Genomic DNA, 13,141 nt, shown 5'->3' with positions numbered 1-13,141 from the left:
CTCGCGCGTCGTGAAATCGGTGAGGCGCGGCGCCGGCTTCGGGCGGCGCGGCGGACGGGGGCGCCCGGTGCGGGCGCGGCGTCGATCAGCTAATTCGGTCGGTGGCGGACGTCGCGAAGCCGGTCGCGCGGCTGCCCGGCGCGCGGCCGTGTTCGGCGAAGTACGCGCGCGTGTCGACGACGTCCTGCGCGATCGCGCGCGCGAGTGTCTCGAGGTCGACGAATTTCGCTTCGTCGCGCAGCTTCTTCAGGAACTCGACGCGAACGAGCTTGCCATATGCGTCGCCGTGCCAGTCGAGCAGGTGCACTTCGAGCAGCACGCGGCCGGAATCGTCGATGGTCGGCCGCACGCCTAGGCTCGCGACGCCCGGCAGCGGCTCGGGCCCGATGCCGTGCACCTGGACGACGAAGATGCCCGACAGCGCCGGGCGCTTGTGCGCGATCGGCAGGTTCAGCGTCGGGAAGCCGAGGTCGCGGCCGAGCTTCAGGCCGTGCGTGACGTGGCCGCTGATCGCGTAACCGTGGCCGAGCGCGCGCGCGGCCGCGTCGAGATCGCCCGCCGCGAGCGCGGCGCGCACGCCGGAGCTCGAGATCCGCGCGCCGTCGGCGTCGGCGAGCGTTTCCATCTGCTCGACCTCGAAGCCGAAGCGCTCGCCCGCCGCCTTCAGCGACGCGAAATTGCCCGCGCGCTTCGCGCCGTAGCAGAAGTCGTCGCCGACCATGATCCAGCGCGTGTGCAGCCCGTGGACGAGCGTGCGCTCGACGAACGCCTCGGGCGACTGGCTCGCGAACGTGTGATTGAAATGCTCGACGACCACGCGCTCGACGCCGTGCTCGCGCAGCGCCTCGAGCTTGTCGCGCAGCATCGCGATCCGCGGCGGCGCGCTGGCCGGATTGAAGAATTCGCGCGGGTGCGGCTCGAACGTCATCACGCACACGGGCAGCCCGCGCGCGTCCGCCGCCGCGCGCACGCGCGCGAGCAGGGCCTGGTGGCCGCGATGGACACCGTCGAAGTTGCCGATCGTCAACGCGCACGGGGCGCGGCTTTCGGCGTTGGGCAGGCCGCGGAAAACTTTCACGATAGCGGTGGCAGCGTGGGGGAAGAGCGGCCGGATGCCGCAAAGCAAAAGATTATAAACGTTCGGGCGGCCAGGCGGCTCAGGATGCCGGAAACGGCAGGGCCGAATGGTAAAATCCGCGGATGAAAAAACTCGTCATCCTGATTTCCGGCCGCGGCAGCAACATGGAGGCCATCGTACGCGCTTGCGCGCGCGAGGGCTGGCCTGCCGAGGTTGCCGCCGTCATTTCCAACCGGCCGGGCGCCGCTGGCCTCGAATTCGCGGCGTCGCACGGCATCGCGACGGCCGTCGTCGATCACCGCGCGTTCGACAGCCGCGACAGCTTCGATGCGGCGCTCGCCGCCGAGATCGACCGCTTCGGCCCCGATCTCGTCGCGCTCGCCGGCTTCATGCGCATTCTGACCCCGGCCTTCGTCGCCCGATATGAGGGCCGGATGCTGAACATCCATCCGTCGCTGCTGCCGAGCTTCAAGGGCATCCATACGCACCAGCAGGCGCTCGACGCGGGCGTCGCGCTGCACGGCGCCTCCGTCCACTTCGTGATTCCGGAGCTCGACAGCGGCGCGATCGTCGCGCAGGCGGCCGTGCCCGTCGTCGCGGGCGACGACGCCGCCGCGCTCGCCGCGCGCGTGCTCGCGGCCGAGCACGCGCTGTATCCGCGCGCGGTGCGCTGGTTCGTCGAAGGGAAGCTGCGCCTCGAAGCGGGGCGCGCCGTCGTCGCGCCGGACGAGGCGCGCTGGCTGTTCGCGGATGCAATCGACATGTCGACGAGCGAGGGCGTATGAAGCTGCACGGATTCCTGATTGGCCAGACCGAGGCGCTTCTCGCCGAAGTCCTGAAATTCGCCGGCCCGGCCGACGTCACGACGAGCCGTTTCTTCCGCGCGCATCCGAAGCTCGGCCACGCCGAGCGCGGCGTGATCGCCGAGGCGGTGTTCGCGGTGCTGCGGCGGAAGATGGAGTACGCGCACCTCGCCGAGAGCGGCACGGGCGCGCCGGCGCGGCGGCTCGCGCTGCTCGGGCTGATGCAGACGGCCGGCCGCTCGGCGCTCAAGCCGTTCGTGTCGGCCGCCGAATGGGCGTGGCTCGACCACGTCGCGAAGATCGATCCGGCGAGCCTGCCGCTGCGCGTGCGCACGAACCTGCCGGACTGGATTCATCAGGCGCTTGCCGAGCGCATGGGCGCCGACGAGCTCGCGCAGTTCGCGGCCGCCGTCAACTATCCGGCGCCGCTCGATCTGCGCGCGAACGTGCAGAAGGCGACGCGCGACCAGGTGATCGACGGCCTGCGCGCGGCCGGGATCGACGCGGGCGCGACGCCGTTCGCGCCGTTCGGCGTGCGCGTCGTCGGCAAGCCGGCGCTCACGAAGCTCAAGCTGTTCGAAGAGGGACAGATCGAAGTGCAGGACGAGGGCAGCCAGTTGCTGTGCTCGCTCGTCGCGCCGCGGCGCGGCGAGATGGTCGTCGATTTCTGCGCGGGCGCGGGCGGCAAGACGCTCGCGCTCGGCGCGATGATGCGCTCGACGGGCCGCCTGTACGCGTTCGACGTGTCCGAGAAGCGCCTCGCGAAGCTCAAGCCGCGCCTCGCGAGGAGCGGCCTGTCGAACGTGAACCCGGTGCTCATCGACAGCGAGCACGACGCGAAGATCAAGCGGCTCGCGGGCAAGATCGACCGCGTGCTCGTCGACGCGCCGTGCAGCGGCCTCGGCACGCTGCGCCGCAATCCCGACCTCAAGTGGCGCCAGTCGCGCGAGACGATCGCCGAGCTCGCGCCGAAGCAGGCGTCGATTCTCGCGAGCGCCGCGCGCCTCGTGAAGAAGGGCGGCCGGCTCGTCTACGCGACCTGCAGCGTGCTCGAGGCGGAGAACGAGACGATCGTGGCCGAGTTTCTCGCCGCGCATCCGGCGTTCGCGCTCGTGCCGGCGAGCCGCGTGCTCGCCGAGCAGCGGATTTCGCTCGACACGGGCGACTACCTGTCGCTCTGGCCGCACCGCCACGCGACCGACGGCTTCTTCGCCGCGGTCCTCGAGCGGCGCGCGCAGTAACGGGCGGGCTCGCGCATGGTCACGAATCACCTGACGCGGCGGCTCGCCGCCGTCGCGCACGACTTCGGCCAGCCTGCGATGATCTGGCAGGCGGCCGCGTTTCTTGGCTCGCTCGCGCTCGCGTGGCTCGTCGCGCGCTATGTGCGCGGGCGGATCGACGCGCGCCGCCGCTCGGCCGGCCGCTCGCCCGGGCCGGGCGCGCTCAGCCTGAACCGCGCGCTGTTTCCGCTCGTCGGGGGCGCGTTCATGTGGCTCGCGGAGACGGCGTTCGACGAGCTGATGCCGACGTCGCTGCTGCAGCTCGCGCTCGTGCCGCTGTTCGGCATCGGTCTCATCTACATCCTGTTCTTCGTCGCGCGCCGCGTGTTCGCTCGCGACGGCCACACGCACGCGTGGCTGTCGATCGTCGAGAAGATCGCGTCGATCGTCGTGTGGATCGCGATGGCGCTCACGGTGCTCGGCATCCAGCACGACGTGCTCGTCTGGCTCGACAGCGTCCAGTTCCGCGTCGCGAACGCGCGCCTCACGCTGTTGTCCGTGGTGTCGGGCGCGCTGTGGGTTTGCGTGACGCTCGTCGTCGCGATGTGGCTCGGCTCGGTGCTCGAAGAGCGGCTGATGCGCGCGCGCTCGCTCGACGCGAACCTGCGCGTCGTGCTCGCGCGCGTCGGGCGCGCGCTGCTCATCTTCGCGGCGGTGCTGATCGGCCTGTCGCTCGTCGGGATCGACGTGACGGTGCTCGGCGTGTTCGGCGGCGCGCTCGGCGTCGGGCTCGGCTTCGGCCTGCAGAAGATCGCGAGCAACTACGTGTCGGGCTTCATCATCCTGCTCGACCGGTCGCTCAGGCTCGGCGACGCGATCAACGTGGGCGGCCTGCAGGGCGTCGTCACGCAGATCCGCACGCGCTACACGGTCGTGCGCGGCCTCGACGGCAACGAGACGCTGATCCCGAACGAGAAGCTCATCACCGACGTCGTGCAGAACCAGTCGTCGTACCTGACGCGCGGTTACGCGAAGGTCGCGGTCCAGATCGCATACACGTCGGACGTCGAGCACGCGATGTCGCTTCTCGCCGACGCGGCGAAGGGCATCGACCGCGTGCTCGAGGAGCCGGCGCCGACGCCTTATCTCGTCGGCTTCGGCGCGGACGGCATCGATCTCGAGCTCGGCTTCTGGATCGCCGACTCGGCGAAGGGAACGGCGAGCGTGCGCTCGATGGTGAACCGGAACATCTGGCGGCTTTTTGTCGCACACGGGATCTCGATCCCGTTCCCGCAACGGGAGGTGCGCGTGATCGGGCTGCCGGACGGAATCGCGCCCGCGGCCGGCGCGGAAGGCTTCGCGGCAGATCGGCCGCGGCAGGACGCGTAGCCGCGCCGGGCGCCGTCGCGCCCCGCGCAGCCCGAAAACGCCCGCGCACGTATTGCGGCGCCGCAAAAAATATTCATTTTTTACAAAGACTTGGAACGGATGCAGTAAAATTCCGTCCTATCACGCGGTATGCTTTCATTTTCTTGACGCGGATCATTTGAGCCGGCGTCCTTACTTTCACAGGTAACTGCCTTGTTGAATTCCCTGCTCGATTTCTTTTCCAACGGGCTTCTGCGTTTCTCGTGGTGGCAGATCGTGCTGTTCACGCTCGCCGTCACGCACGTGACGATCGTCGGCGTGACCGTCTATCTGCACCGCTGCCAGGCGCACCGCGCGCTCGACCTGCATCCGATCATGAGCCACTTCTTCCGCCTGTGGCTGTGGATGACGACGGGCATGCTGACGGGCCAGTGGGCGGCGATCCACCGCAAGCACCACGCGAAGTGCGAGACCGAGGAAGATCCGCACAGCCCGCAGACGCGCGGCATCTGGAAGGTGCTGCTCGAAGGCGCCGAGCTGTATCGCGCGGAAGCGAAGAACGAGGAGACGATGCGCAAGTACGGCCACGGCACGCCGAACGATTGGCTCGAGCGCAATCTCTACTCGAAGTACCCGATTCTCGGCGTGAGCCTGATGATGGTGATCGACGTCGCGCTGTTCGGTTTGGTCGGCCTCACCGTGTGGGCGGTCCAGATGGTGTGGATTCCGTTCTGGGCGGCGGGCGTCGTCAACGGCCTCGGCCACTTCTGGGGCTATCGCAACTTCAACGCGGCCGACGCGAGCACGAACCTGTTCCCGTGGGGCATCGTGATCGGCGGCGAGGAACTGCACAACAACCACCATACGTTCGCCACGTCGGCGAAGCTGTCGAACAAGTGGTACGAGTTCGACATCGGCTGGATGTACATCCGCATCATGTCGGCGTTCGGGCTCGCGAAGGTGAAGAAGATCGCGCCGACGCCGCGCCTCGCCGCGCGCAAGACGGTGCTCGACCAGGAAACGCTGCAGGCCGTGCTGTCGAACCGCTACGAAGTGATGGCGCGTTACGCGAAGACGCTCAAGCGCGCGTACAAGCAGGAGCTCGTGCACCTGAAGGAGCTCGGCGCACGCGAGAAGTATCAGCTGATGCGCGGCGCGCGCAAGTGGTTCCATAAGGAAGAGGCGGGCCTCGACGAGCCGCAGAAGCGGATGCTGCCGGAGATCTTCGCGAACAGCCAGAAGCTGCATACGTTCTTCGAGTTGCGCACGGAACTTGCCGCGATCTGGGAGCGTTCGAACGCGTCGCGCGAACAGCTGCTCGCGCAGCTGCAGGACTGGTGCCATCGCGCCGAGCAAAGCGGCATCAAGGCGCTGCAAGAGTTCGCGACGCGCCTGCGCCGCTACGCCTGAGTCGTTCGCGCCGAAATCGATTAGAATTTCAGGACGTCACAAACCCCGCGCTGGCGGGGTTTTTTCTTTTGGGCGCGCCGTTCGACGACGGCGGCCGATCAGCAGGGCTGAGCTTTGCACAGAACCGGAACAAGCGCTGAGGCGATAACGCCGGTCGATAGGAGATGAGGATGCAATCGGCGATCAAACCCGTCGAGTACGACCGCCCGCTCGCGGCAGGGGCGGCCTGCGGCGTAGGCGAGGCGTGGGCGAAGGTGCCCGAGCCGCTCGCCGCCGGCGAGCGCGACGCGCTGAAGGCGCGGATCAAGGCGTTGCTCGAACGCGAGAAGGCCGTGCTGGTCGCGCACTATTATGTCGACGCGGATCTGCAGGAACTCGCGGACGAGACGGGCGGCTGCGTCGCCGATTCGCTCGAGATGGCCCGCTTCGGGCGCGATCACGACGCGCGCACGCTCGTCGTGGCCGGCGTGCGCTTCATGGGCGAAACCGCGAAGATCCTGAGCCCGGACAAGCGCGTGCTGATGCCCGACCTCGACGCGACGTGCTCGCTCGATCTCGGCTGCCCGGTCGACGAATTCTCGCGGTTCTGCGACGCGCATCCGGACCGCACGGTCGTCGTCTATGCGAACACGAGCGCCGCGGTGAAGGCGCGCGCCGACTGGATGGTCACGTCGTCGATCGGCCTCGAGATCGTCGCCGATCTGCATGCGCGCGGCGAGAAGATCATCTGGGCGCCGGACCGGCACCTGGGCGGCTACATCCAGAAGAAGACGGGCGCGGACATGCTGATGTGGCAGGGCTCGTGCCTCGTGCACGACGAATTCAAGGGCATCGAGCTCGATCTGCTGCGCCGCGAGTATCCGGACGCGAAGATTCTCGTGCATCCCGAATCGCCGGAGAACGTCGTCGCGCTCGCGGACGTCGTCGGTTCGACGACGCAGCTGATCGACGCGGCCGTGAAGCTCGACGCGCAGCGCTTCATCGTCGCGACCGATCTCGGCATTCTGCACAAGATGCGGCTCGCGGCGCCGGGCAAGACCTTCATCGAGGCGCCGACGGCCGGCAACAGCGCAACGTGCAAGAGCTGTGCGCACTGCCCGTGGATGGCGATGAACGCGCTGTCGAACCTGGCCGAGGTGCTCGAGCGCGGCCACAACGAGATCTTCGTCGATGCCGCGATCGCCGAGCGCGCGCGCGTGCCGATCGACCGGATGCTCGATTTCGCCGCGCGACGCAAGCAGCGCGTGCAGGCGAGCGGCGACCTGCAGCGCGACCAGTCGCTCTTCGCGAACGTGGGGGCGGCATGACGAACGACGCAGTGTCGCCGCTCTTCGCGGAAATCTCGCGCGAATACGGCGCCGCATTCGACGCGGCGATCGCACGCAACGTGGCCGACACGCTCGCCGAGGACGTCGGCAGTGGCGATCAGACCGGGCGTCTCGTGCCGGACGGCGCGCCGCGCCGCGCGCGCGTGATCGTGCGCGAGGAGGCCGTGCTGTGCGGCGTGCCGTGGTTCGTTGCGGTGATGCGCGCGGTCGATTCGTCGATAGAAATCGACTGGCGGTATCGCGAAGGCGACCGGATGGCGGCGGATTCGATCGTCTGCGAACTGCGCGGCCCCGCGCGCGCGCTGCTGACGGCCGAGCGCAACGCGCTCAATTTCCTGCAACTGCTGTCGGGCGTCGCGACCGCGACGCGCCGCTACGTCGACCGGATCGCGGATACGCGCACGCGCATTCTCGACACGCGCAAGACGCTGCCGGGCCTGCGGCTCGCGCAGAAATACGCGGTGCGCGTCGGCGGCGGCGCGAACCAGCGGCTCGCGCTCTACGCGGGCATCCTGATCAAGGAGAATCACATCGCGGCGGCGGGCGGCGTCGGCGAGGCGCTCGACGCGGCGTTCGCGCTGAACGCCGACGTGCCGGTGCAGATCGAGGTCGAGACGCTCGATCAGCTGCGCACGGCGCTCGCGCACGGCGCGCAGTCGGTGCTGCTCGACAACTTCACGCTCGACATGATGCGCGACGCGGTGCGCGTTACCGAAGGCCGTGCGGTGCTCGAGGTGTCGGGCGGCGTGAACTTCGACACGGTGCGCGCGATCGCGGAGACGGGCGTCGACCGGATCTCGATCGGCGCGTTGACGAAGGACGTGCGCGCAACCGACTACTCGATGCGCATCGTCGAATGACGTGATGGCGGCGCGCGTCCGGCTCGCCGGACGTGCGGCTCGGCCGAGGAAAAAGGCTGCCGGCGCATTGCGCGCCGGCGGCCTTTTTTTGTCGCGCCGGTTTCGAGGCGCTTCGTGGCGCGCGGCAGGCCGTTGGGCCGTTATTTCGGCACGCGCCGCGGCGGGGTGAGCACGGTCGGCAGCGCCTTGGGCAGCGCGTGCGGCCAGTCGCGGCTGTAGTGCAGCCCGCGGCTTTCGTGGCGCGCCCGCGCGCTGTCGACGATCAGCGACGCAACGTCGACGAGATTACGCAGCTCGAGCAGATCGCGGCTCACGCGGAAGTGCGCGTAGTACTCGTGGATCTCGTCGCGCAACAGCTTCAGGCGATGCTGAGCGCGCTCGAGGCGCTTGTCGGTGCGCACGATGCCGACGTAGTTCCACATCAGGCGGCGCAGTTCGTCCCAGTTGTGCGCAACGACCACTTCCTCGTCCGCATCGGCGACGCGACTCTCGTCCCACGCGGGCAGCGGGCCGTGCGTCGCCGAATCGTAGCCGGCGCTTTCGATCGCGTCGGCGGTCGCGCGGCCGATCACGAGGCATTCGAGGAGCGAATTGCTCGCGAGGCGATTCGCGCCGTGCAGGCCGGTGTAGGACGTTTCGCCGACGGCGTACAGGCCGGCGATGTCGGTGCGTCCGGCCAGGTCCGTGACGACGCCGCCGCACGTGTAATGCGCGGCCGGCACGACCGGGATCGGCTCCTTCGAGATGTCGATGCCGAACTCGAGGCAGCGCGCGAAGATCGTCGGGAAGTGCTCGCGCAGGAACGCTTCGGGCTGGTGGCTGATGTCGAGATACACGCAGTCGATTCCGCGCTTCTTGATCTCGAAGTCGATCGCGCGCGCGACGATGTCGCGCGGCGCGAGTTCCTCGCGCGAATCGTGCGCGGGCATGAAGCGGGTGCCGTCCGGCAGCTTCAGGAGGCCGCCTTCGCCGCGCACCGCCTCGGAAATGAGGAACGACTTCGCGTACGGATGGAACAGGCACGTCGGATGGAACTGGATGAACTCCATGTTCGCGACCCGGGCGCCCGCGCGCCACGCCATCGCGATGCCGTCGCCCGTCGCGGTGTCGGGGTTCGTCGTGTACAGATAGACTTTGCCGGCGCCGCCCGTCGCGAGCACCGTGTGCGGCGCCTCGATCGTCATCGTCTGTCCGGTGCTCACGTCGAGCGCGTAGAGGCCGACGCAGCGCCGGCCCGGCAGGCCGGGCAGCCCGAGGCGATCGGACGTGATGAGATCGATCGCGTGGTGATCCTCGAAGAACGTGATGTTCGGGTGCGCGCGGGCGCGCTCGGACAGCGTCGCGAGCACCGCGTGGCCCGTCGCGTCGGCCGCGTGGATGATGCGGCGATGGCTGTGGCCGCCTTCGCGGGTCAGATGGAAGCCGAGCTCCGCGGCGTCGTCCTTCGTGAACGGCACGCCTTGCGAGATCAGCCATTCGATCGCTTCGCGGCCGTGCTCGACGATGTAGCGCGTGGCCGCCTCGTCGCACAAGCCGCCGCCCGCGATCAACGTGTCGTTCACGTGGTTCTCGACGCTGTCCGCCGAATCGAGCACCGCGGCGATGCCGCCTTGCGCGTAGTCGCTCGCGCCCTCCATCAACGAGCGTTTCGCGATCAGCGCGACGCGCCGCGTTTGCGCGAGATTGAGCGCGACCGACAAGCCGGCGAGGCCGCTGCCCACGATCGCCACATCGAAATTCATCTGCATCTCCGTTTCTTGCGCGTTTCGTCTTATCTTTTCCGCCATGCGCAATGCGGGCGGAAAGGGCAGAGCATACCGCGCCGAAGAAGCGGGTGTGCGCGCGCCAATGCAAAAAGCCCCGCGATTGCGGGGCTTTTCGTCATCGTCAGGCTCTTTGAAACCGGAGAATTACTTGATCTTGGTTTCTTTGTACGCCACGTGCTTGCGGGCGACGGGATCGAACTTCATGATCTCCATCTTTTCCGGCATGTTGCGTTTGTTCTTCGTGGTCGTATAGAAGTGACCCGTGCCAGCGGTCGACTCGAGCTTGATCTTGTCGCGTGCGCCTTTCGCCATGTTCGTGCTCCTTGGACTTAGGCTTCGCCGCGTGCGCGCAGATCAGCGAGCACGGAATCGATGCCGTTCTTGTCGATCAGGCGCAGGCCGGCGTTCGAGACGCGCAGACGCACCCAACGGTTTTCGCTTTCCACCCAGAACCGGCGGTTTTGCAGATTCGGCAGGAAGCGACGCTTCGTCTTGTTGTTGGCGTGGGAAACGTTGTTGCCGCTCATCGGCGCTTTCCCAGTTACTTGGCATACGCGTGCCATGAGAGCACTCCTAATACGCTGAATTCGGGTTCGATCGCCGTGACGGTTCTCTTCCTCGCATGGCCGCGTGAACTTCGGCCGTGCCGGGAAAAGCGCCTCCGATCCGTGAATGTTGGCCTGACGACCAAGTCCACGAGACCGCTTCAGCGGCTTCAGAACTGGTTGGAAAAAAGACAGACGACAATTCTAACAGAAAAACTTCAGGAAAATCAAACCCAATTTCGCGGGCGGATGTCGCGCGTCGGCGGGCCCCGGCTGCGTGGAGGCCCGCCGCGTGCGGCGCGCGCCGGCGGCGGCGCGCTAGATCCAGCCCGCCTGTGCGAACGAAAACGTGTCGCTCGCGCCGACGACGAAGTGGTCGATCAGCTGCACGTCGACGAGCGCGAGCGCGTCGCGCAGCACGCGCGTCAGGCGCCTGTCGGCGGCGCTCGGCCGCACCGCGCCCGACGGATGATTGTGCGCGACGATGAGCGCCGCCGCATTCAGCGCCAGCGCGCGCCGCACGATTTCGCGCGGATAGACGGCCATGCGCGTGAGCGACCCGTGCGCGGTTTCCTCCGATTGCAGCAGCCGATGCCGCGCGTCGAGAAAAAGGCAGACGAACACTTCGTGCGGCCGCGTGCCGATCAGGAGCCGCAGGTAATCCTCGACCGCGCCCGGCGAATCGACGAGCGGCCGCTCGCGGGCCCTCTCGGCGAGCGCGCGGCGCGCCAGCTCGACTACCGCGACGAGGATCGCGGTGCGTGCGGGGCCGATCCCGCGCAGGCCCTTGAAATCGTCGGGCGCCGCGTCGAGCAGCGCGCGCAGCGAGCCAAAGCGCGCGAGCAGCGTGCGCGCGAGCGCGAACACGTCGTGGCCGGGCAGCCCCGAGCCGAGGAGGAGCGCGACGAGCTCCGAGTCGGACAGCGCGGCGGGCCCGCGCGCGAGCAGGCGCTCGCGCGGCAGGTCGCGGCCGCGGCGCGCCGCAGGGACGCTCGCGGCGGGCGCGGCGGGAGGGCCTGCCGGCGCGACGGGCGGTGCGACGGGAAGCTCGACGGGCGGCTCGCGCGCCGGCTTGCCGTCGATGTCCTCGCGGGCGATGAGAATCTCGTACTGCATGCTGCCGACCTCCAATATCCTGCGTCCTCGCAAGGCGAATCGCGTCCGCATTCCGCTTCGGCCGCCGAGGTGACTTACAATATGGGCTTTGCGCCGCGCAGCCCGCCGTTTTCGGGCGCCGATTGAACGAGTACCACATGAGCCTCATCGACCTTGCAGAAGTGAAGCCCGGTTCGCACGTCACGCTTCATTACCGGCTCGCCCTTGCCGACGGCGCCGACATCGTCAACACCTTCTCCGACAAGCCCGCCACGCTCCTTCTCGGCGCGGGGCAGCTTGCGCCGTCGCTGGAGGAAATTCTGATCGGCCTGAAGGCGGGCCACCATTCGACCTTCCGGCTAGCGCCCGAACAAGCGTTCGGGCCGCGCAATCCGGACATGATCCAGCGCGTGTCGCTCGCGACGCTGCGCGAGAACGGCATGGTCGGCGAGGATTTCGCGCCGGGCGACCTGATCGAGTTCAACGCGCCGGACGGCGGCCGCTACGCGGGCGTGCTCAAGGAGATCGGCGAGACGTCCGCGCTCTTCGATTTCAATCATCCGCTCGCGGGCCAGGCGCTCACGTTTGAAGTGAAAATCATCGGGATTCTGTAATCATGAGCACCACCGATACGCTGTCCGGACGGGTCGCCGCGGCCGACGCCGAGATTCTGCTCGCCCAGCCGCGCGGCTTCTGCGCGGGCGTCGATCGCGCGATCGAGATCGTCGAGCGCGCGATCGCGATGCACGGCGCGCCGATCTACGTGCGCCACGAGATCGTGCACAACAAGTACGTCGTCGAGGATCTGAAGAAGAAGGGCGCGATTTTCGTCGAGGAACTCGAGGAAGTGCCGTCCGGCAACACGGTGATCTTCAGCGCGCACGGCGTGTCGAAGGCGGTGCGCGACGAGGCGGCCGTGCGCGGGCTGCGCATCTACGACGCGACGTGCCCGCTCGTCACGAAAGTGCACGTCGAGGTCGCGAAGATGCGCCAGGAAGGCGTCGACATCGTGATGATCGGCCACAAGGGGCATCCGGAGGTCGAAGGCACGATGGGCCAGGTCGAGCGTGGGATGCATCTCGTCGAGAGCGTCGAGGACGTGTACAAGCTCGAGCTGCCCGATCCGGAGCGCGTCGCGCTCGTCACGCAGACGACGCTGTCGGTCGACGACGCGGCCGAGATCATCGGCGCGCTGAAGGCGAAGTTCCCCGCGATTCGCGAGCCGAAGAAGCAGGACATCTGCTACGCGACGCAGAACCGTCAGGATGCGGTGAAGTTCATGGCGCCGCAGTGCGACGTCGTGATCGTCGTCGGCAGCCCGAATAGCTCGAATTCGAGCCGCTTGCGCGAGGTGGCCGAGAAGCGCGGCGTCGCCGCCTACATGGTGGACGCGCCCGAGCAGATCGATCCGGCCTGGGTCGCAGGCAAGCGGCGGATCGGCGTGACGGCGGGCGCGTCGGCGCCCGAGGTGCTCGCGCAGGCGGTGATCGCGCGCTTGCGCGAGCTCGGCGTGACCAACGTGCGGGCGCTCGACGGCATCGAGGAGAACGTGTCGTTCCCGCTGCCGCGCGGCTTGAACCTGTCGCCCGCCACCTGATCGCCGGTTTCGACTGCCGTTGGATTGCAAAAAGCGCGCCTTAGGGCGCGCTTTTGTTTTGGGCGTATTTT

Annotated in this window: 13 protein-coding genes; 8 read left to right on the top strand and 5 right to left on the bottom strand. The window is 68.0% G+C overall.

Annotated features, from left to right (window positions below; all coding sequences use genetic code 11):
• Nucleotides 1–85: 85 nt before the first annotated feature.
• Nucleotides 86–1,078: a bifunctional riboflavin kinase/FAD synthetase gene (locus WS78_RS14985; RefSeq protein ID WP_038745270.1), complete on the bottom strand. Its 993-nt coding sequence runs from the start codon at nt 1,076–1,078 to the stop codon at nt 86–88.
• 122 nt (nt 1,079–1,200) lie between these two features.
• Between WS78_RS14985 and purN the strand changes: the two genes are divergently transcribed.
• The 6 genes from purN to nadC all read left to right on the top strand — a co-directional run bounded on the left by purN (nt 1,201) and on the right by nadC (nt 8,067).
• Nucleotides 1,201–1,863 carry a phosphoribosylglycinamide formyltransferase gene (gene purN, locus WS78_RS14980; RefSeq protein WP_059574826.1) on the top strand — a complete coding sequence of 221 codons (663 nt, stop codon included), beginning with the start codon at nt 1,201–1,203 and terminating at the stop codon, nt 1,861–1,863.
• Nucleotides 1,860–3,122, top strand: a complete 1,263-nt coding sequence (locus tag WS78_RS14975; protein WP_038745266.1) for an RsmB/NOP family class I SAM-dependent RNA methyltransferase — start codon at nt 1,860–1,862, stop codon at nt 3,120–3,122. The genes purN and WS78_RS14975 overlap by 4 nt, the downstream gene beginning before the upstream one ends.
• Nucleotides 3,123–3,137: 15 nt before the next feature.
• Nucleotides 3,138–4,490 (top strand): mechanosensitive ion channel family protein, encoded by a 1,353-nt coding sequence (locus WS78_RS14970; RefSeq protein WP_038745264.1) that lies wholly within the window; start codon nt 3,138–3,140, stop codon nt 4,488–4,490.
• Between the two features lie 192 nt (nt 4,491–4,682).
• Nucleotides 4,683–5,879 carry a DesA family fatty acid desaturase gene (locus tag WS78_RS14965; RefSeq protein WP_038745263.1) on the top strand — a complete coding sequence of 399 codons (1,197 nt, stop codon included), beginning with the start codon at nt 4,683–4,685 and terminating at the stop codon, nt 5,877–5,879.
• 170 nt (nt 5,880–6,049) lie between these two features.
• Nucleotides 6,050–7,186, top strand: a complete 1,137-nt coding sequence (nadA, locus tag WS78_RS14960) for a quinolinate synthase NadA (protein ID WP_059574824.1) — start codon at nt 6,050–6,052, stop codon at nt 7,184–7,186.
• Nucleotides 7,183–8,067, top strand: coding sequence for a carboxylating nicotinate-nucleotide diphosphorylase (gene nadC, locus WS78_RS14955; RefSeq protein WP_038745259.1), 885 nt, complete (start codon nt 7,183–7,185; stop codon nt 8,065–8,067). Before nadA ends, nadC begins: the two co-directional genes overlap by 4 nt.
• Nucleotides 8,068–8,207: 140 nt before the next feature.
• Here nadC and nadB read toward each other — a convergent pair whose 3' ends face one another.
• From nadB to radC, 4 genes are all read right to left on the bottom strand, one after another.
• Nucleotides 8,208–9,809, bottom strand: coding sequence for an L-aspartate oxidase (nadB, locus tag WS78_RS14950; RefSeq protein ID WP_038745317.1), 1,602 nt, complete (start codon nt 9,807–9,809; stop codon nt 8,208–8,210).
• Nucleotides 9,810–9,977: 168 nt separating this feature from the next.
• Nucleotides 9,978–10,145 (bottom strand): 50S ribosomal protein L33, encoded by a 168-nt coding sequence (gene rpmG / locus WS78_RS14945; RefSeq protein ID WP_004185395.1) that lies wholly within the window; start codon nt 10,143–10,145, stop codon nt 9,978–9,980.
• A gap of 17 nt (nt 10,146–10,162) precedes the next feature.
• Nucleotides 10,163–10,396 carry a 50S ribosomal protein L28 gene (rpmB, locus tag WS78_RS14940; protein ID WP_004186391.1) on the bottom strand — a complete coding sequence of 78 codons (234 nt, stop codon included), beginning with the start codon at nt 10,394–10,396 and terminating at the stop codon, nt 10,163–10,165.
• A 300-nt stretch (nt 10,397–10,696) separates the two neighbouring features.
• Complete coding sequence (gene radC, locus WS78_RS14935) at nt 10,697–11,494, bottom strand: RadC family protein (protein WP_059574859.1); 798 nt, start codon at nt 11,492–11,494, stop codon at nt 10,697–10,699.
• 137 nt (nt 11,495–11,631) lie between these two features.
• Between radC and WS78_RS14930 the strand changes: the two genes are divergently transcribed.
• Nucleotides 11,632–12,087, top strand: coding sequence for an FKBP-type peptidyl-prolyl cis-trans isomerase (locus tag WS78_RS14930; RefSeq protein WP_038745257.1), 456 nt, complete (start codon nt 11,632–11,634; stop codon nt 12,085–12,087).
• A 2-nt stretch (nt 12,088–12,089) separates the two neighbouring features.
• Entirely contained in the window at nt 12,090–13,070 is a 981-nt protein-coding gene (ispH, locus tag WS78_RS14925) for a 4-hydroxy-3-methylbut-2-enyl diphosphate reductase (protein ID WP_059574822.1), read from the top strand.
• The last annotated feature ends 71 nt before the right edge of the window (nt 13,071–13,141 follow it).

It is taken from the genome of Burkholderia savannae (assembly GCF_001524445.2).
In the GTDB taxonomy this organism is placed as follows: Bacteria; Pseudomonadota; Gammaproteobacteria; order Burkholderiales; family Burkholderiaceae; genus Burkholderia; species Burkholderia savannae.
The sequence above is the reverse complement of the archived record's forward strand: the minus strand, read 5'-3'. Positions and strand labels throughout refer to the sequence as shown.

Excerpts from the sequence above, each read along its gene's own strand:
- purN (WP_059574826.1), top strand. The coding sequence starts at position 1,201 with ATGAAAAAACTCGTCATCCTGATTTCCGGCCGCGGCAGCAACATGGAG.
- WS78_RS14975 (WP_038745266.1), top strand. The coding sequence starts at position 1,860 with ATGAAGCTGCACGGATTCCTGATTGGCCAGACCGAGGCGCTTCTCGCC.
- WS78_RS14970 (WP_038745264.1), top strand. The coding sequence starts at position 3,138 with ATGGTCACGAATCACCTGACGCGGCGGCTCGCCGCCGTCGCGCACGAC.
- nadA (WP_059574824.1), top strand. The coding sequence starts at position 6,050 with ATGCAATCGGCGATCAAACCCGTCGAGTACGACCGCCCGCTCGCGGCA.
- nadC (WP_038745259.1), top strand. The coding sequence starts at position 7,183 with ATGACGAACGACGCAGTGTCGCCGCTCTTCGCGGAAATCTCGCGCGAA.
- nadB (WP_038745317.1), bottom strand. The coding sequence starts at position 9,809 with ATGAATTTCGATGTGGCGATCGTGGGCAGCGGCCTCGCCGGCTTGTCG.
- rpmG (WP_004185395.1), bottom strand. The coding sequence starts at position 10,145 with ATGGCGAAAGGCGCACGCGACAAGATCAAGCTCGAGTCGACCGCTGGC.
- rpmB (WP_004186391.1), bottom strand. The coding sequence starts at position 10,396 with ATGGCACGCGTATGCCAAGTAACTGGGAAAGCGCCGATGAGCGGCAAC.
- radC (WP_059574859.1), bottom strand. The coding sequence starts at position 11,494 with ATGCAGTACGAGATTCTCATCGCCCGCGAGGACATCGACGGCAAGCCG.
- WS78_RS14930 (WP_038745257.1), top strand. The coding sequence starts at position 11,632 with ATGAGCCTCATCGACCTTGCAGAAGTGAAGCCCGGTTCGCACGTCACG.
- ispH (WP_059574822.1), top strand. The coding sequence starts at position 12,090 with ATGAGCACCACCGATACGCTGTCCGGACGGGTCGCCGCGGCCGACGCC.